This window comes from Bacillus sp. AR4-2, assembly GCF_008274865.1.
Taxonomy (GTDB): Bacteria; Bacillota; Bacilli; order Bacillales; family Bacillaceae_G; genus Bacillus_A; species Bacillus_A cereus.
The window spans coordinates 4,898,521-4,917,772 of record NZ_CP031062.1; the positions used below are offsets into that span (position 1 = coordinate 4,898,521).

The following is a 19,252-nucleotide window of genomic DNA, read 5'->3' on the forward strand; positions in this document are numbered from 1 at the left end:
AATCGTATTGGAACATGCATGTTCTTTCTACTTACATTATAAGAGAGTTTCTATAATAAGTTTAATACCAATACCAAATCTCTATCATCAGAAATACTTATGATAAGATGATAGAAAAAGAAAGGAGCCCATTATATGAACGTAGACATTTTAAAAATTTTTGTTACTGTCGTTGAACAGAAACACTTCTCCCGTGCAGCAGAATTATTAAACCTTTCACAGCCTGGAGTAAGTATGCATATACGCAACTTAGAAAACGAATTTGGCACTACGCTTATTCAACGCTCCCCGAAGCACGTCCAAGTTACTGAAGCTGGAAACATATTATATATACATGCAAAGCAAATGCTCTCTCTTTACGAAGATGCTAAACAAGAAATTAATGAACTACATAACGTTGTAACAGGAACACTTCGCATTGGTGCTAGTTTTACAATTGGCGAATACTTACTTCCAAAAATACTGGCTAACTATGCGAATGAAAATCCACACGTCGAAGTTCATACTTTCATCTCAAATACAGAAGACGTTTTGCAAAGCCTTCGCTCTAATCAAATTGATATCGGCCTAGTGGAAGGACAAGTCGTATACGCCGACGTAGATGTTGAAACATTTATGCAAGATGAAATGAAGCTCGTCGTCCCGCCAAATCATCCATTACTCCGCACAAATGAAATAAATGAAAGTACACTCCAAGATCAAGTATGGGTATTAAGAGAAAGTGGTTCTGGTACACGCGCTTATAGTGACCGCTTTATTCATCAACACCATTTAAAAATGAAACGATTCTTTACATTCAGTAGTATCCAAAGCGTAAAGGAAGCTGTTAGTGCCGGGCTTGGCATCGCTATCCTTTCTGATTGGACTGTACGGAAAGAGCTATTAGCAAAAGAACTATTCCACGTCGAAGTTCCAAATGAACAACTAATCCGTCCGTTTTCCATCGTGCGCGGTAAATATTTCATTCCATCTAAAGCCATTCAAGTGTTCTTAAATCATGTAGATTCTTTTGCGAAAAAACAGAGTTGACCTTCACATTAGTGTGAAGGTTTACAATACATGTAAAAGGAGTGAAATACATTGCGAATTGGAGAATTATCAAAAGAAACTGGCGTTAGTGAAAGATCACTAAGACATTACGAAGAAAAGGGCTTACTCCCTTCTAAGCGCCTTGCAAATGGCTACCGTGATTTTGATGAAAGTGCCATCGAAAAAGTGGAGCTTATTCAAATGTACTTACAAATTGGCTTAAATTTAGAAGAGACGGCAAGGATGTTGCGCTGCCTTGAAATTGAACCGCACCTGTACGACAATCCGTGCAGCAGTATCCTTACGCTTTACGAAGATAAACTCAATGAAGTAACAAAGCAAATCACATTACTTTCCAACATCCAAACGAACTTGCAAAAACACGTTTCACTCCTAAAACATGCAAAAGAAAAGGAATGATTACATGTTTGTTATACATGGCAGTTCAAGACAAAACGGAAATACAGAAGCTTTAACACATATGATGATAGAGGACATTGAAACAGAACAAATTTATTTGCGTGATCATACCGTCTATCCTATTACAGACCAACGTCATGATGCAGAAGGATTCCAATCCGTAAATGATGACTATGAGCAGTTAACCAAACGCATGCTAGAGCACGACACGATTATCTTTGCTACACCATTATATTGGTACGGAATGAGTGGACATATGAAAAACTTTGTTGATCGCTGGTCACAAAGCTTGCGCGATACATCTCTTCATTTCAAAGAAAAAATGAAAGGCAAAAAAATGTATGTTGTCATCGTTGGCGGGGATAATCCAAAGCTAAAAGCATTACCGCTTATTGCTCAATTCCAATATATCTTTGATTTTGTTGGTTCTTCATTTGAAGGTTATGTTATTGGAGATGCGAATGGACTGGATGAAATTAAAAACGATGCTGAGGCGCTGGCAAAAGCACAATTGTATAATAATAAATTCAAAAATAGCGAACAGAAATAAGTTTGACAAACCCTTTTGTATGCGCATACAATAAAAGTAATATTATGAAAGGAAGGTACTTTGACCAATGAAGTTCTAATTCTCTTATTTATTTCATCCATCACAAATAGTGAACAAAAATGATGAAAACTAGCAGGGGATTAGTCTGTCCATTTGTCGATACTTTCTTTCGAAACGATCATGTAAAAAATCGTTTATTTATGTACGATTTTTTACATACAAGGGCGACGTTTATCCTCTCTAGTGAAACTAGGGAGGGTTTTTTATGACTATTTTATTCGCACGTAATATTGAAAAGAGCTTTGGTGATCGCACACTATTTACATTACCATCACTGGAAATTCAAGCACAGGATCGCATAGGAATTGTCGGAGTCAACGGAGCTGGTAAATCTACGTTATTACAAATATTAAGTAAAGAAATAGAAGCTGACAGAGGCATAGTAACTCATCATAGTTCTATCGCCATCATTCCTCAGCTCAGCGAAGAACTACCGGAAACCGCTTCTTCTCTCGCAAAAGGAAAATGGAGTATTTCAAACGTTACCGACGCAATGAGCGGCGGTGAACGAATGCGACTAAAGATTGCGCATGCTCTCGAACAAAATGCAGGCATTTTATTCGCTGATGAACCAACAAGCCACTTAGATATGGTCGGTACAGAGCAATTAGAAAAGGCACTTTCATCTTATAAAGGGGCACTTGTTTTAATATCGCATGACCGTGAATTTCTAGATAATATATGTACCAAAATTATTGAAATTGAAGACGGTATTATTCAAGAGTACAAAGGTAATTATTCAAACTATCGAAAACAAAAAGAACGTGAACGAATACAAAAACAAGCAGAATATGAGCAATATATACAAGAAAAAAATCGTTTAGAACAGTCCATTCTACAAAGAAAGCAACGTGCTTCTAACATAAAAAAAATCCCAACACGGTTCAGTTCATCTGAATCTAGACTTTATAGGTTAAGTGGGGCTCATGGCCAAGAACAGGTTAGTAAAGCAGCGAAAGCATTAGAGACACGCCTCGAAAAACTAGAAAAGAAGGAAAAGCCAAAGGATCTTTCTCAAGCTCAATTTGACGTGCAATACCATACACCCATTCATAGTAAGGTGGCAGTACAATTCAATAAAGCAACAAAGAAAATAGGCGACCGTATACTATTTAAAAATATGAATGGAACTATTGCCCCTGGTGCAAAGCTTGCCGTTTTAGGGGCAAATGGAAGCGGCAAAACCACTTTGTTCAACATGCTTCTCACAAACGAGCGTGGCATGCAGCTATCGAAAAGTTGTAAAATTGGATACTTCGAACAAACATTATCTATTTTAAAAACAGATAAAACCATTTTAGAAAATGTTCTAGAAGAAACAAACTATACAGAAGCATTCGTTCGCACAATACTTGCACGACTTCTATTCCGCCGTGAGGATGTTCATAAACCCGTGCACATTCTAAGCGGGGGTGAACGAATGAAGGTTGCACTCGCAAAAGTATTTTTAGGAAACTATAATATGCTTCTGCTAGATGAACCGACAAACTATTTAGACTTAGCAACGCAAGAAGAATTAGAAACCATGTTACAAGAATATCCTGGCACAATACTTTTCATTAGCCATGACCGTGCCTTTATTCGCTCTGTTGCAGACCATATTCTACAAGTAGATGAGAGTGAACCTAGAGTATTCCACGGTAATTACGAGCAATACACAAAAAGAACCACCGGAGATTCTGTAAACGTTACTGAGCAAGAGTTGTTACGATTACAAACAAAATTAACAGAAGTCATCGGCCGAATTTCCATACCAAATCATCACAATGATATCTCATCTCTCGAACAAGAATACGAAACATTATTAGTTAAAATCCGGAAATGTAAAGAAGCACTCTAATGTCTTCCCTATATATCGACGGGACCTTCCGCATTTCCCAAGAAATATTGAATCTTCGACATAGAATACAAAAAGCCGTGCATCAGCACGGCTTCTCACTTTAGATACGGACAGCAGTCCCGCTCACAGCAACCATTAGCATCCCTTCGCGAACTACTTCGTAATCCACGTCGATACCAACGATGGCATTCGCATTTTTTTGTCTTGCAAGAGTTTTCATCTCTTCCATTGCGATGTCACGTGCTTCTTTCAATTTGCTTTCGTAAGCGCCTGAGCGACCACCGACAACATCACGGACAGAAGCGAAAAGATCACGAACGATATTTGCACCCATAATCGCTTCTCCATTCACGATATCGACATAATCAATAATCTCTTTCCCTTGAATTGTAGAAGTTGTTGTTACAATCATACTGTACAGCCTCCCATATGAGATTTTTACCTACTTATGGTGCACTAATTCAGTACAAATTATATTTACGAACTAAACTGAGCTTCGTATAACCTACTGTATCCTCCGCCTTGCTCAATTAATTCATTATGTGAACCTTGTTCTGCAATACCATCTTTATTTACAACGACGATGCGATCTGCATTTTTAATCGTTGCTAGTCTGTGAGCGATAACTAATGTTGTACGACCAACAGATAGCTCCGCAAGCGATTTTTGAATCGCAAGTTCCGTCTCTGTATCTAACGCAGAAGTTGCTTCATCCAATATTAAAATTGGCGGGTTTTTCAAGAACATACGAGCAATCGCTAGACGCTGCTTTTGCCCACCTGAAAGTTTCACGCCGCGCTCACCGATAACAGTATCTAAACCGTCCGGCTGTGAGTAAATTAAATCTTCTAACTGCGCACGTTTTACTGCCTGCCAAATTTCAGCTTCTGATGCTTTTAAATTTCCGTAAGCGATATTTTCACGAATTGTTCCTGAGAATAAGAACACATCTTGCTGCACAATTCCAATTTGCTTACGAAGTGAAGATAATGTCATATCTTTCGTATCAATTCCATCAATTTGAATCGATCCAGATGATTGCTCATAAAAACGTGGTAATAGGCTACATAACGTCGTTTTCCCAGCTCCTGATGGTCCAACGAACGCAACTGTTTCACCTGCATGTATTTTCAAACTAATGTCATTTAAAATCGGTTCTTTGTTTTCATATCCAAACGTAATGTTGTTATATTGAATATCACCGTGTACATGCTTCACTTCCATTGCATCTTTAGAGTCTACAATGTCAGGCTCTGTTTCAAGAAGCTCTACATATCTTTTAAAACCAGCGATTCCTTTCGGATAGCTTTCGATTACCGCATTAATTTTTTCAATTGGGCGGAAGAAAATATTCGTCAATAGAACGAATCCGATAAATCCACCGTACGTTAATTCTCCTTGCAGAACAAACCATGTACCGCATATTAAGACGAAGAGCGTTACGAGCCGCATGAGCATATAACTAATCGACGAATTTAACGCCATAATTTTATACGCCATTAATTTCGTTGTACGGAAACGAGCGTTGTTAACAGCAAATTGCTCTTTCTCAAACTTTTCATTTCCGAATGCTTGTACAACGCGAATACCACCAACGTTGTTCTCAATGCATGCATTAAAATCAGCAACGTCTGAGAATAAACGTCTAAATGTACCTGTCATTTTTTTATTGAAGTAAAGTGCTAACCATAATAGGAATGGAATGACGAAGAACGTTAATAACGCTAACTTCCAGTTGATCATCATCATAAATGAGAATGCCCCAACTAAAGTCATTACGGCGATAAATAAATCTTCTGGTCCATGGTGAGCAATTTCCCCAATTTCCATTAAATCGTTTGTAAGGCGTGAAATTAAATGACCTGTTTTATTATTATCAAAAAATCTGAATGATAGCTTTTGAATATGATCAAATAATTTCTGCCTCATATCTGTTTCAATGTTAACACCAAGCATATGTCCCCAATATGTAACGACATATTGTAAGCCTGCATTTAACATATAAACTGCGAGTAAACCGAAACAAGCCCATAAAATAAGCGTCCAGTTTTGCCCTGGCAATAACTTATCAATAAATTGATTTACGATAAGCGGGAAGCCGAGTTCTAATAATCCTGCGACAACCGCACAAGAAAAGTCGAGTATAAATAAACCTTTATACGGTTTATAGTACGAGAAAAATTTACGCAGCATATCTTACCTCCATTTTCCAAAATTAAAAAGACTCCCTAAATGATAACCATTATCAAATAATTATTCAAGTTATCCGTCTATGAAACTGAAAATAAGCTTTGCGATAGTTGTCGTTTTTTGCTGGAAAGTCGATATATTCGAATAATCCCCGATATATTTCGAGTTGCGCTGATATATTTGCAAAATCGCCGATATATTTCAAGTTGCGCTGATATATTCGGAAAATCGCCGATATAAATTTCATTTACTAACTACTCTCCCATCTCCCAAAAACAAAAAAGGTACCACCACAAGGTGATACCATTCCTTCTATTACATCGCTTCCGAATCCCACTCATGCTCCTGTTCAACGAATACAATACCTAATTCGTGATGTCCACCAGCATATAATGCAGTTTGTGCAAGACGAAGCTCACCATTTGTATCTAATACTTCTAATTTACAAAATGCTCCTGTCGTCTTCGTTTGAAGCGCATCATAAAATTCCTCGGCGCTTTTTGGGATGACTCCATTTACTTTCGTAATAATTTCTCCAGGCAGTAATTTCAGCTCTGCTCCAATTGTATTTGGAATTGTATCTAGTACAACGAGCCCATCATTGCGTGCAGCAAAATACGCTGGTCTTGTTTCATCGGCAATTTTTTCTTGCATCGAAATTGTGAAACGCCCAAGCATAGCGACTCCCATCGCGATAATTGCAAGTACGTGCCACCAGTAACTTGCGATTCCTAAAACGAGCACAAGTCCTGCTAATCCGTACACACGTCTTCCTGTAAATAATAAAGCTTCCGTCGGCTCATAACTTCTAATCCTTCTCATAAATCCAATTAAAAATGGAACGAGGAATAGAGAATATGTATTTGAACCTATTGAAACGACAGGCCACCATGAAATAAACTGCGTTACCGCATCACCCGGTACAAGAATAAAAATAGGAACGATCCATAAACGCTTTGATTCGTGTAAACCAATCTTTAATCCACGCTTCCCCTGCCTAAGCCTCGGCGTCGAATATCCTACTGCGTTTTTCGAAATCAATAAGCCTTCTACAATAAGCATAACGCCTAGTAAAATAACAAGGGATACAATGGTACTCTCTTCACCTTCTCGAAGCTGTAAAAAGGAAACTGGTAGCTTAGAAGATAATAGAACACATACAATCGCAATGCTAAATGTATAAGCCGCCGATAAATATCGATACATAGCCGTTAATCCAAATAGTAACGTCCAAATTAAAATGGCCCATAAGCTTGCTTTAGAAACAACAAGTCCAAGCCCAATCGTAATAATAGATACTACTAATCCGTATCCAATCCCTGCAAATAGAGAGGTTCGCAGTTCAAACCAAATATCATAAACTTTAAAAGAAAAATCTTTTCGTTCTCTTAACATACGTAAGTATCCAACGAAGATACTACTTATTACAAATATATAGACAGCAGGGTGTAAGAAAAAACGTCCAACTGCCCGCATTATTTCAAAAATCCACGCCTCCACGAACTCATTCACCACCATTTATATCATTCTTTCTTTTTATATTATCATAACTAAACAAACGTTTGTTTAACACAAAAAAATACAGGCAGCAAACTGCCTGTATTTCTTCTTATTTTGCCATTAATTTTAATGCTGACTGTAATTGTAAATCATTTTCTCCAGAACGGATTTTTTCAATAATTTTAGTTTGAATCGCTTCAGCTGTCTTTTTATCAAGCTGTCCTGTCGCTTCCATTTCATTTGCATTTTGGAATGCTTTCAAAGCCGATTCTGTCTCTTTACTAAAGTATCCATCTTCACGACCTGGTACATAACCTAAGCTCTTAAGCATTTCCTGAGCATGTTTTACTTGTACATCATTTGAATTGTATGAAAGTGTTTTTTCAATTTGAATTGGTGTCGCATGATAATAATTTGGTTGCTTCACTTCTACTGTTGGCGCGATTCCTTTTTTATGAATCCAGTTCCCATCCGGCGTTAACCATTTAAACATCGTTAATTTAATGTTGCTGCCGTCTTTAAATGGAACAGCTTGCTGGACAGTACCTTTACCAAATGTCTTTTCACCAATTAAATCGTATCCTTCTCCTTCTTTTAGCGCACCCGCTAAAATCTCTGAAGCAGAAGCACTTCCATTATCAATTAATACTGAAATTGGATATGGTTTTCTCTCTTTCAGTTCCGTAGAGAATTTCTTCTTCTCACCATTTCGCTGCTCTACTTGTAGCATCGGCTTTTTATTCGTCATAATTTCCCCTAGTATATCTTCTACACTATTTAAGTAGCCACCAGGATTACCACGCACGTCAATAACTAAGCCTTTTATATTTTTCTTCTCTAACTCTTTTAACTGATCCTTAAATTCTTTCGCTGTATTTTCAGCAAAAGAAGTGATTTGCATATAACCGATATCTTTTCCGCTCTCTTGCTTCACAGAACTAAACACTGTAAAGATCGGAATCTTTTCACGCTTAATTTTAAATACAATCGGATCAGTTACTCCCGCACGTTTAATTTCAATTGCGACAGTCGTTCCCTTTTTACCACGAATTTTTAATACTGCTTCTTCACGTGATAAGTCTTTCACACTGTTTCCATCTACAGATAAAATTTGGTCATTCGGTTTAATTCCTATCTTTTCTGCTGGTGAACCTTTAATTGGCGATACGATAATAAGCTTACCGTCCGTCTTGTTCACCTCAGCCCCAATCCCCTCTAATTCGGGATCAAGCGATTCACTAAACTGTTTGGCTGTTTCTTTATCCATATACGTGGAATAAGGGTCCTTCAGCGTAGACAACATACCTTGTATTGCACCTTCAACTAACTTTTCATCTTTCACGTCTTCCACATAACGTGAATCAATTAGTGCATACGCCTCATTAATTTTTGCCAAATTCCCTTGCGCAGTGCTAGCATTCCCACTCGAAATTGTTTGCGTTACTTCTGATGGGTTAACCCCAAATACAGACATGCCTGCAAACATTCCGCCAGCACCAATTAAAAATGCAACAACCATTCCAATAATTGCAACTCTACGTTTCAATGCGGAATTCCCCTTTCCAAAACACACAGGTGGTGTAGCAAAAGGCATCACACAGTGTGTGATGCCTTTACCTATTTCTACTATATGATAAGCTTGTACGAATTATGTTTGCAACTTTTTATACTTTTAAGAAGCGACGAATTGACATTACACTTCCCCACATACCGATTAAAGCACCGATTAACACTAGTAAACCAGCTAATTGGAATACGAACGGACTGTATGGTAGAAGCTCGAAAATTGTTCCGCCAAGTTTTTCATTAAACACACCTTGCAACGAATTATACGTAATTAGAATTAGGCCAATTGGAATAATTGATCCTAATACTCCTAAGAATAATCCCTCTAGCAAGAATGGCCAACGAATAAACCAGTTTGTTGCACCAACAAGTTTCATAATTTCAATTTCTGTACTACGAGCATAAATTGTAATTTTAATTGTATTAGAGATTAAGAACATCGCTGTGAATAAAAGACCAGCAATTAACGCAATCCCAATGTTACGACCAGTTTTTACAGTATCAAATAATCGTTCAACTTGTCCTTTTCCGTACTGAACATTACTAACAAACTGCATTTTTTCAACCTTCTTCGCGATTGTCGCTGTATCGGTTGGTTCTTTCGCTTTTACAACGAATACGTTTTTAAGTGGGTTATCTTGTTCAAATAACTCAAACGTTTTTCCACTATCACCTAAGCTTTTAATTAAACGTTTTAACTCTTCTTCTTTAGAAGAATATTTAATAGAATCTACTTTTGCAATCTTACTCATATCTTCTTCTAATTTCTTTTGATCCGCTTCTTTTGCAGCTGGATCAATGTGTACACGAATCTCTACATCTTGCTCTACTTTCGTCGCAAAATGGTTCATATTCATAATCGCTGTTAAAAAGACACCTACAAGTAATAATGTAACTGTTACTGCACTAACAGAAGCAAATGTCATCCATCCGTTACGTGATAGATTCTTTACACCTTCTCGCAAATGTCGACTAAGGGTCTTAGCCTTCATATCCGTATCCTCCCTCAATCTCATCTCGAACAATTTTTCCGCCTTCAATCGCGATTACACGATGACGGATTGTATTTACGATATCTGCATTATGCGTCGCCATAACAATCGTTGTGCCGCGCTCATTAATGCGAGTAAAAATATTCATAATATCAAGAGCTGTTTCAATATCTAAGTTACCTGTTGGCTCATCGGCAATTACAACCTTTGGTCTATTTACAATTGCTCTTGCAATAGCCACACGTTGTTGCTCCCCGCCCGAAAGCTCACTTGGAAGTGCGTCTGCACGATCTTCAAGGCCTACAAGACCTAGAACTTCTGTTACACGCTCACGAATTGCATCCGGTTCTTCTTCAATTACTTCTAAAGCAAACGAAACATTCTCATATACCGTTAATTTAGGTAGCAATTTGAAATCTTGGAAAATCACGCCTAATTGACGACGAAAATACGGAACGTCTCTTTCTGCCAATGTTTCGATAGTAAGTCCATTTACATTAATAGATCCTGTAGATGGTTTCTCTTCACGATACATCATTTTAATAAATGTAGATTTTCCGGCTCCACTCGGTCCAACTACGTATACGAATTCACCTTGTTTAATGTTAACTGTAAGACCAGCAATGGCTTTCATACCATTCGGGTACTCCTTATAAACATTCGTCATTTTTATCATTATTTATCACCCAATACTTAATGATTTTTTTCGAAATACTTTTCTGTACATCTGAAAACAAAAGACATCCTTCATTTTCATTTAGTCATCCTTGTTGAAGATAGTTTACTTATGCTTTCTCATAAGCAATACCACTCTATGTAATATATTTCAGCAAAATTCTACAAACCCCATTGTAACATCAAACGGTTTCCAATTTGGATACATTTTTGTTACAGTTATGTTACATACCAGAAAAAAGGAAAACGAGTTGACTATATTATCAACTCGTCCATTTCACCTTTTTTATTTATGTTCAGCTAACCATTCAGACACTTTTTTCGCATCTTCACCTTGAATAAGTCCTGGTGACATTGAACCGCGGCCTTTTTTAATAATCTCTTCGATATCTGCAGCGTCGTACTTACCGCCTACTTTTCTTAAATCAGGTCCAGTTGCCCCTGATAAATCTGTTGCGTGACATCCCGCACAACTTCTTTGGAAAATTTGTTCTGCGCTGTCTGTGCTTGCAGACTGTTTCGACGACTTACTCTCTTCTTTATTTCCGCATGCTCCTAAAGCAAAAACAACCGATGTCCCTAGCGCAATAGCCAACAATTTCTTTTTCACTTCTATCGCTCCCCATTGTTGATATTCTTTTTATTCCTAACACACTCATTTTCATTATAAGCATTATCTTTATATAGAAAAACTAAGGTGTATTTCATATTCCTCAAAAATACAGTGAGAACCTTGATAAAATAAAGCTTTCATAAGTTGTTTCAATTCTGTGAACAACTTAAAAAACTTCTATAAAGCATCCTTTTTAAAAGGAAAATTAGAAAAGTTCTATATAAATCTTTACCATATTACCGCTCTATTTTACTATTCTCTACTTTTTACAAAACAATATACAGCATTGTAATCTACATATAATCCCATCAAAAAGAGAAGTTGTCGTTTCCAACTTCTCTTCCTCTTTACTTCATCTATAAAAATAAAATCAAATTCTTTATATCCTCTATTGTCCTCAGCATGCGCCAACAATTTCGTTGGCTTTTTTTCGCTTATTAGATGCGAGAACGTAAGTAAGCATCAATAAATGGATCAATCTCTCCATCCATAACAGCTTGTACGTTACCAACCTCCGTATTTGTACGATGGTCTTTTACAAGAGAATACGGGTGGAATACGTAAGAACGGATTTGGCTACCCCATCCGATTTCTTTTTGCTCTCCGCGAATTTCATCTAATTCTGCTTGTTGCTCTTCTAGTTTCTTTTGATATAATTTCGCTTTTAACATTTTCATCGCATGCTCACGGTTTTTAATTTGAGAACGCTCCGACTGACATGTTACAACCGTATTTGTCGGTGTATGTGTAATACGAACTGCTGAATCTGTCGTATTTACGTGCTGTCCACCAGCTCCACTTGCTCGGTACGTATCAATTTTTAAATCTTCTGTACGTACTTCGATTTCAACTTCATCATTGAACTCTGGTACAACTTCACAAGATACGAATGATGTATGACGACGCCCTGAAGAATCGAATGGTGAAATACGTACAAGACGATGTACACCTTTCTCTGCTTTTAAGTAACCGTAAGCGTTATGACCTTTAATTAATAAAGTTACACTCTTAATACCAGCTTCATCACCTGGTAAATAGTCAACCGTTTCTACTTTGAATCCGCGTTTTTCAGCCCAGCGTGTGTACATACGTAATAGCATAGAACCCCAGTCTTGTGACTCAGTTCCACCTGCACCTGGATGTAATTCTAAAATCGCATTATTTTTATCATAAGGATCACTTAATAGTAACTGAAGCTCATACTCATTCATTTCTTGAATTAAGCCTTTTACTTCTGATTCTAATTCCTCATGTAAATCTTCATCATACTCTTCTTTTAAAAGCTCATGCGTGATTTCTAAATTTTCGAACGTCTCATCTAACTGACGGAACTTTCCAACCATATCTTTTAACGCATTCGCTTCATTAATTACAGCTTGTGCGCCTTGTTGGTCATCCCAAAATCCTGCGCCCATCATTTTCTCTTCTAATTCTGCAATTTGTTTCTCCTTAGTAGGGAGGTCAAAGAGACCCCCTAAAAGCCGCTAATCGCTTAGCCATTTTCTCTAATTCCTGTCTAATTTCTACTAATTCCATTTCCTTCACCTCTATGTAATTGCTGTTACTTTCGTATGAAAACAAGGGAAACTCTCTCCACTTATTACGGAGAGAGTTTAATCCTTCTTAATTATACATTTTTGATATAAAAGTTTGCAAAACAGCCTAAGCTACCGTCCTATATTACTGAACGATACCACAGCAGTTTTTATATTTTTTACCGCTACCACATTTACATAAATCGTTGCGGCCCACTTGGTCACCTTTTACAACTGGCTTTTTCTTTGCTTCTTCGCCATCGCTAGAAGGATGAACAGCTTCACCTTGAACAACTTCTTGACGTTCTAAGTTTTGTTCAATTTCAGCTTTCATAATGTAACGAGAAATTTCCTCTTCAATAGAAGCAACCATTGACTCGAACATCGCGAATCCTTCCATTTGGTACTCACGAAGTGGATCGATTTGACCGTAAGCACGTAAATGAATACCTTCACGAAGGTGATCCATCGCATCAATATGCTCTGTCCATTTCGTATCTACAACGCGGAATACAACAACCTTCTCAAACTCACGCATTTGCTCTTCTGGCATAAGCTTTTCTTTTTCATTGTATCGCTCAATTAATTTCGCAATAATTGGCTCGCTCATTTCCTCAGGAGCAAGGCGACGTAATTCTTCTTCTTTTACATCTCCGTCTTGAAGAAGGTTTGTATTTAAGTAGTCAACAAGACCTTTAATGTTCCAATCTTCTTCAATTTCCTCTTGTGTATGAAGAGCAACAGCACGTTCTACTGTAGATTTCATCATACCTTCAATAATGCCGCGTAAGTTGTCAGACTCCATTACCTCTTGACGCTGTTTGTAAATAACTTCACGTTGCTGACGAAGTACATCATCATATTGCAGTAACTGCTTACGTGCATCATAGTTATTTCCTTCAACACGTTTTTGTGCAGATTCTACCGCACGAGAAACCATTTTACTTTCAATCGGCTGAGAATCATCCATACCAAGGCGGTCCATCATTGCTTTCATATTATCTGAACCAAATCGGCGCATTAATTCATCTTCCATCGATAAGTAGAACTGCGTAACACCAGGGTCCCCTTGACGACCAGCACGACCACGTAACTGATTATCAATACGACGACTTTCGTGACGCTCTGTACCGATAACTGCTAAACCAACGTTTTTCACATCGTCTCCAAGCTTAATATCTGTACCACGACCTGCCATGTTCGTCGCGATTGTTACAGCACCTTTCATACCAGCCTCTGCAATGATATCTGCTTCACGAGCATGGTTTTTCGCATTTAAGATGTTATGACGTACACCTTTACGCGTTAACATTTTTGAAATAAGCTCTGAAGTTTCAATTGCAACTGTACCTACAAGAACAGGTTGTCCTTTTTTATGACGATTTACAATATCCTCAACAACAGCATTGAACTTACCTTCCATTGATTTAAAGATTAAATCGGCACGATCATCACGAATAATCGGTTTGTTTGTCGGAATTACAATAACGTTCATATTGTAAATGTTACGGAATTCCTCTTCCTCTGTTTTCGCTGTACCAGTCATACCAGATAATTTTTCATACATACGGAAGTAGTTCTGGAATGTAATTGTTGCAAGCGTCATGCTTTCATTTTGAATTTCTACACCTTCTTTTGCTTCAATCGCTTGGTGTAATCCTTCGCTATAACGACGACCTTTCATAAGACGACCAGTGAATTGGTCTACAATTACGATTTCGCCTTCTTGTACAACATAATCTGTATCACGATGCATAACAACGTGTGCACGAAGCCCCTGATTAATATGGTGAAGAAGTGCTACATGTTTTAAATCGAATAAGTTTTCAATATGGAAAGCTTTCTCTGCTTTCGTAATACCATCTTCTGTTAGCATTACATTTTTCGTTTTCACATCAAATGAATAATCTTTTTCATTTTCTAACGTACGAACAAATGCATTTGCAAACATGTATAGCTCTGTTGATTTTTGAGCTTGTCCTGAAATAATAAGCGGCGTACGTGCTTCATCGACTAAAATAGAATCGACTTCATCGATAATAGCAAAGTGAAGTGGACGTTGAACGCACTGCTCTTTATATAAAACCATGTTATCACGTAAGTAATCGAATCCAAGCTCATTATTTGTGCTATACGTAATATCAGCAGCATAAGCCTCTTGTTTCTCTTCGCGTGACATACTATTTAAGTTAATTCCTACCGTTAAGCCAAGGAACTCATGAAGTTGTCCCATTTCGCTCGCATCACGTTGTGCTAAATATTCATTGACTGTAACAACGTGAACACCTTTTCCTGTTAAAGCATTTAAATATACAGGTAATGTAGATGTTAACGTTTTACCTTCACCCGTTTTCATCTCAGAAATATTCCCTTCATGTAAGGCAATACCACCCATTAACTGTACGCCATATGGACGCATTCCAAGAACACGAGTTGCCGCTTCGCGAACAACTGCAAAAGCTTCAGGTAGTAAATCATCTACTGTTTCACCTTTTGTTAGACGTTCTTTAAATTCAAGCGTCTTTCCTTTTAATTGTTCATCAGTTAGTGGCTTAATAGATGACTCTAATGCATCAATTTGCTCAACTGTCTTTTGCATACGTTTAATTTGGCGTTGATTTACATCAAACACCTTTTTTAAAATACCGATCATAGGAAATACGCTCCTCTTTTTATTAAAATAAAACTTCCGATTGTTTTTCTTTTTCTCTATTACAATCAGTCGTTATAAAAATCAAATGTATGTTATGCCAATTTTTCTCCTAATTAAAAAAACTAAAATGTATATACCTAATGATAATTGTAACACTTGTCTTATAACTATGACAACAATCGGCCGATTGTCTCGTTCTAAATTAAGAAAAGTTTTTTAAAAATCTATTTTCAGCAAAAAAAGCGCAGCCTCATTTGGCTGCGCTTTCGAATTATTATTTAGTTTCGATTAAACCGTATTTCCCATCTTTACGGCCATATACAACATTAGTTTCGTTTGTATCAGCATTTGTGAAGACGAAGAAATTATGTCCTAGCATATCCATTTGTAGGATTGCCTCTTCAACGTCCATCGGCTTTAAATCGAATCGTTTTGTACGTACAAGTTCTAATTCATCTTCTTCTACCTCATCCAAAACAGCTACTGCTTCTGGAAGGATAAAGTTCGTTTTTATAGAACCTTTCTCACGTAACTTACGATTTACTTTTGTTTTATGTTTACGAATTTGTCGCTCAATTTTATCAACTACTAAATCGATAGCAGCGTACATATCGCTATTAGTTTCTTCTGCACGAAGTAATAAATCAGTAAATGGAATTGTTACCTCGACACGTTGCTTGTCAGAGTATACTTTTAAATTAACTTTAATCTCTGGGAATGTATCAAAATAACGCTCTAACTTACTTAGTTTTTTCTCTACATATTCCTTTAATGCTGGAGTTACTTCAATATTTTCACCACGAATGTTGAATTTCATAGATGAATTCCTCCTTTCAAGCCTATGTACTATAATTTCGACATTGGCTTAAAAACTCCTTCTAACTTTTTTAAAAAAATTAGTGGAATTGCGATTTTTTTATCGTTTTTTGTTGAAATGAAAAGATGCATCGTTTCTATCTTTATTTTATCCTATTAACATCGTGAATAACGAATATTTCTGTGGACAATTCGTTACAGAAAAGAAACAACTTTTTGACAACTTACCCTATAACAAAAACCCCTTGCGAAAAACAAGAGGTTCTACTACATATATATAACGTTGCCACAAACGCAGCTTTCTCTTCCCAAAACAATATACCCTACAGTTTCACAACATTAGCTGCTTGTGGTCCACGTGCTCCATCTACAATGTCAAACTCTACTTGTTGCCCTTCTTCCAATGACTTATACCCATCTTGTTGAATAGCAGAAAAATGGACAAATACATCGTCACCATCTTCACGCTCAATAAACCCAAATCCCTTTTCTGCATTGAACCATTTCACTCTTCCTTGCATGTTCATTCCATTCCCTTCACTCTAAAAATCAGGGTATTCGCCCCATATTTTGACTATAACGAATGACAACATATGAAGTCAAAGAAGACTTATCGCCTTTTTCTTATCCCTTTCGACACTGCCATATTAACTTCTACAAAGTGTCAAACTAGATACTTCCCTTGCCCCTCTTTCATATAACAAACTTCCGATTTGCCTGACCGTAATCCCTGTCGTATACACGTCATCAACGAGTAAAATATGTTGCCCAGAAAACATCTCTTCTCCCTGAAAATAAAAAGGATTGCTTCCTGACACCCTTTCTTTACGTGTCTTCTTACTTTGCTTTTCTGTTTCCCTTCTTCTTAATGATGGATAAGAAATTTTGACAGGCAAACAAGTTGCTAATAACTCAGCTTGATTAAAACCACGTTCAACTTCCCTTTCCTTACTAAGCGGAACAGCGATAACAGTTGAAACATTGGCAAAACACTTTTGAAATAAACTTCGAAAAGGACGATAAAAAATGTGCACTAACTCTGCATCCCCCCGAAACTTAAACTGCGCTACTATTTCTTTCATCTCATCATCATACATATATAACGAACGGTTTTTAAAAGAACGATACTTCTCCTCTTTCATCCACCTTATACAATCTATACAAATACCGTCTTCTTGAAATGAGGCAGGAACAAATTCTAAAGGTCGCCCGCACTCCATGCAAATTTCTCCTATAATATAGGAAAGTTTCTGCTCACATCTATCACATATATATTTTCTATGACACTTTACAAAAAAAGTGTACCAACTAACCTTTTCTACAAAACACTCATCACAAAGTAAACAATGCATTAATCGATCAATCCTTGTTCTTTCGCATTTTTATTCATACCTTGAATATGTTTTTTCGCGCGCACCATCGCCTCTGTCTTGCCATAGTGAAAATAAATGACCTCTCCATACGGTGCTTCAAAGCTCCGCCCTGCTCGGCCCGCAATTTGTACGAGCGCACTTTCTGAAAATATTTCTTCTTCCGCCCCTAAAACTGCAACTTGCAAATTTTTCACCGTTACGCCTCGCTCTAAAATTGTCGTTGTAACTAATAATGGGATTTCTCCCTTTCTGAACGCTGCGACTTTCTCTTTTCTCATCGGATCTTCTGCATGTACCCCTTCAACTTTATTATGCAATGATTTCAATAACGAGCTTATTTCTTCTATATATCGTACATGGGGAACGAATAAAAAAACAGGATACTTTTTGTTTAAGTGCATCTTTAACCATTGTAGTAAAACTCGAGGAATTCTTTCACGGTTGAGGCTTTTCTTCCAATTTCCGCACCAGCAAAATAGAGGAACTGGCAACGGATGACGGTGATATCGTCCAGAAACAATAACACCTTTTTGTTCACCTTTTCTAAATTTTCGCTTCCACGTTTCATCTGGAGTCGCAGTTAAATAAATACGCGCCGCTTTTTCTTTCATCGCTTGTTTTACCGCGTACTGTAACATTTGATCTGCACAATATGGAAAAGCATCTATCTCATCTACAACTATGACATGAAACGCACTATAATAACGTAATAATTGATGCGTGGTCGCAACGACTAATACTGCATCTTTTTCTTTATCTACACTCCCTCCATATAAAGCCGCTACCTTTATATATGGAAATACTTCTTGTAATCTCGGTGCTAATTCCAAAACAACATCCGTTCTTGGCGTTGCGATACAAACTCTTTCTCCTTTTTGAAGCGCTTCGTTAATACCGTAAAACAACATCTCTGTTTTCCCAGCCCCGCATACAGCCCAAATAAAAAATGATTCTTTTTGCTTAATAGCCTCTATAACTCCTTGCGCCGCCAAATTCTGGCCAGTAGACAACGTCCCGTTCCACTGTAACAAATTTGAATTCTTTTCTCTCTTTCTTTCAGCAATCCCGCGAACAAGTACAGCACATTCACTTACTCTCCCCATCGTTATACACTTCCGGCAATATGTGCACACTTTACTGCACCTTTTACATAAAAACGACGCAAATAGCCGCCGATCTACATTTCCACAGCGTTGGCACATATATTTAGAATTCTTCTTTTTTACACCTTGTACACATACAATCTCTCCCTTCTTTTTCAAATCGTTTAATTTCCTCTGTAAATCTGAAGAAAGTTCTTCTAATAGCAACTGTTTCCCCGCTACCATCAACAATCACCTCCAGCACTACTATAAACCTTTCTCATCATCTCGTAAAAACTCAAAAAAGCCGATAACCTACTTATAAAATAGTAAGCTATCGACTTTATACACGTTTTTT

The 19,252-nt window shown here is 37.3% G+C and carries 17 protein-coding genes; 4 read left to right on the forward strand and 13 right to left on the reverse strand.

The features are described from left to right. Positions 1 to 135 precede the first annotated feature (135 nt). From DN399_RS25460 to abc-f, 4 genes are all read left to right on the forward strand, one after another. Positions 136 to 1,029, forward strand: coding sequence for a LysR family transcriptional regulator (locus DN399_RS25460; protein WP_001099987.1), 894 nt, complete (start codon positions 136 to 138; stop codon positions 1,027 to 1,029). 51 nt (positions 1,030 to 1,080) lie between these two features. Next, positions 1,081 to 1,449, forward strand: a complete 369-nt coding sequence (locus tag DN399_RS25465; protein ID WP_001219205.1) for a MerR family transcriptional regulator — start codon at positions 1,081 to 1,083, stop codon at positions 1,447 to 1,449. Positions 1,450 to 1,453: 4 nt separating this feature from the next. Beyond that, on the forward strand, positions 1,454 to 1,999 hold the full coding sequence (locus DN399_RS25470; RefSeq protein ID WP_000497611.1) for a flavodoxin family protein: 546 nt from the start codon (positions 1,454 to 1,456) through the stop codon (positions 1,997 to 1,999). A 265-nt stretch (positions 2,000 to 2,264) separates the two neighbouring features. After that, entirely contained in the window at positions 2,265 to 3,899 is a 1,635-nt protein-coding gene (gene abc-f, locus DN399_RS25475) for a ribosomal protection-like ABC-F family protein (RefSeq protein WP_149150046.1), read from the forward strand. Between the two features lie 100 nt (positions 3,900 to 3,999). Here abc-f and DN399_RS25480 read toward each other — a convergent pair whose 3' ends face one another. The 13 genes from DN399_RS25480 to comFA form a co-directional block, all read right to left on the reverse strand. Further along, complete coding sequence (locus DN399_RS25480; protein WP_000637521.1) at positions 4,000 to 4,311, reverse strand: YbjQ family protein; 312 nt, start codon at positions 4,309 to 4,311, stop codon at positions 4,000 to 4,002. A 65-nt stretch (positions 4,312 to 4,376) separates the two neighbouring features. After that, a complete protein-coding gene (locus tag DN399_RS25485) occupies positions 4,377 to 6,092 on the reverse strand; it encodes an ABC transporter ATP-binding protein (protein ID WP_000944620.1) in 1,716 nt (571 codons plus the stop codon). A 312-nt stretch (positions 6,093 to 6,404) separates the two neighbouring features. After that, entirely contained in the window at positions 6,405 to 7,607 is a 1,203-nt protein-coding gene (locus tag DN399_RS25490; protein WP_033687562.1) for a PDZ domain-containing protein, read from the reverse strand. Positions 7,608 to 7,698: 91 nt separating this feature from the next. Then, a complete protein-coding gene (locus DN399_RS25495) occupies positions 7,699 to 9,135 on the reverse strand; it encodes a S41 family peptidase (protein ID WP_000830313.1) in 1,437 nt (478 codons plus the stop codon). A gap of 118 nt (positions 9,136 to 9,253) precedes the next feature. Continuing rightward, positions 9,254 to 10,147 (reverse strand): permease-like cell division protein FtsX, encoded by an 894-nt coding sequence (gene ftsX / locus DN399_RS25500; RefSeq protein ID WP_000645027.1) that lies wholly within the window; start codon positions 10,145 to 10,147, stop codon positions 9,254 to 9,256. After that, on the reverse strand, positions 10,137 to 10,823 hold the full coding sequence (ftsE, locus tag DN399_RS25505) for a cell division ATP-binding protein FtsE (RefSeq protein WP_000594321.1): 687 nt from the start codon (positions 10,821 to 10,823) through the stop codon (positions 10,137 to 10,139). Before ftsE ends, ftsX begins: the two co-directional genes overlap by 11 nt. A 285-nt stretch (positions 10,824 to 11,108) precedes the next feature. Beyond that, positions 11,109 to 11,432, reverse strand: coding sequence for a cytochrome c551 (gene cccB / locus DN399_RS25515; protein WP_000727971.1), 324 nt, complete (start codon positions 11,430 to 11,432; stop codon positions 11,109 to 11,111). Between the two features lie 440 nt (positions 11,433 to 11,872). Then, a protein-coding gene (gene prfB, locus DN399_RS25520; RefSeq protein WP_096001716.1) for a peptide chain release factor 2 occupies positions 11,873 to 12,971 on the reverse strand; the annotation gives its coding sequence in 2 pieces (ribosomal slippage) (positions 11,873 to 12,898 and positions 12,900 to 12,971; 1,098 coding nt in all). 144 nt (positions 12,972 to 13,115) lie between these two features. Next, positions 13,116 to 15,623 (reverse strand): preprotein translocase subunit SecA, encoded by a 2,508-nt coding sequence (secA, locus tag DN399_RS25525; RefSeq protein ID WP_000579387.1) that lies wholly within the window; start codon positions 15,621 to 15,623, stop codon positions 13,116 to 13,118. Positions 15,624 to 15,897: 274 nt separating this feature from the next. Beyond that, on the reverse strand, positions 15,898 to 16,440 hold the full coding sequence (gene hpf, locus DN399_RS25530; RefSeq protein WP_000671185.1) for a ribosome hibernation-promoting factor, HPF/YfiA family: 543 nt from the start codon (positions 16,438 to 16,440) through the stop codon (positions 15,898 to 15,900). Positions 16,441 to 16,762: 322 nt separating this feature from the next. Beyond that, positions 16,763 to 16,960, reverse strand: a complete 198-nt coding sequence (gene cspC / locus DN399_RS25535; protein WP_001990088.1) for a cold shock protein CspC — start codon at positions 16,958 to 16,960, stop codon at positions 16,763 to 16,765. 126 nt (positions 16,961 to 17,086) lie between these two features. Next, positions 17,087 to 17,791 (reverse strand): ComFC family protein, encoded by a 705-nt coding sequence (locus tag DN399_RS25540; protein WP_033666421.1) that lies wholly within the window; start codon positions 17,789 to 17,791, stop codon positions 17,087 to 17,089. Next, positions 17,791 to 19,140 (reverse strand): ATP-dependent helicase ComFA, encoded by a 1,350-nt coding sequence (comFA, locus tag DN399_RS25545; RefSeq protein WP_149150047.1) that lies wholly within the window; start codon positions 19,138 to 19,140, stop codon positions 17,791 to 17,793. Before comFA ends, DN399_RS25540 begins: the two co-directional genes overlap by 1 nt. Positions 19,141 to 19,252 lie beyond the last annotated feature (112 nt).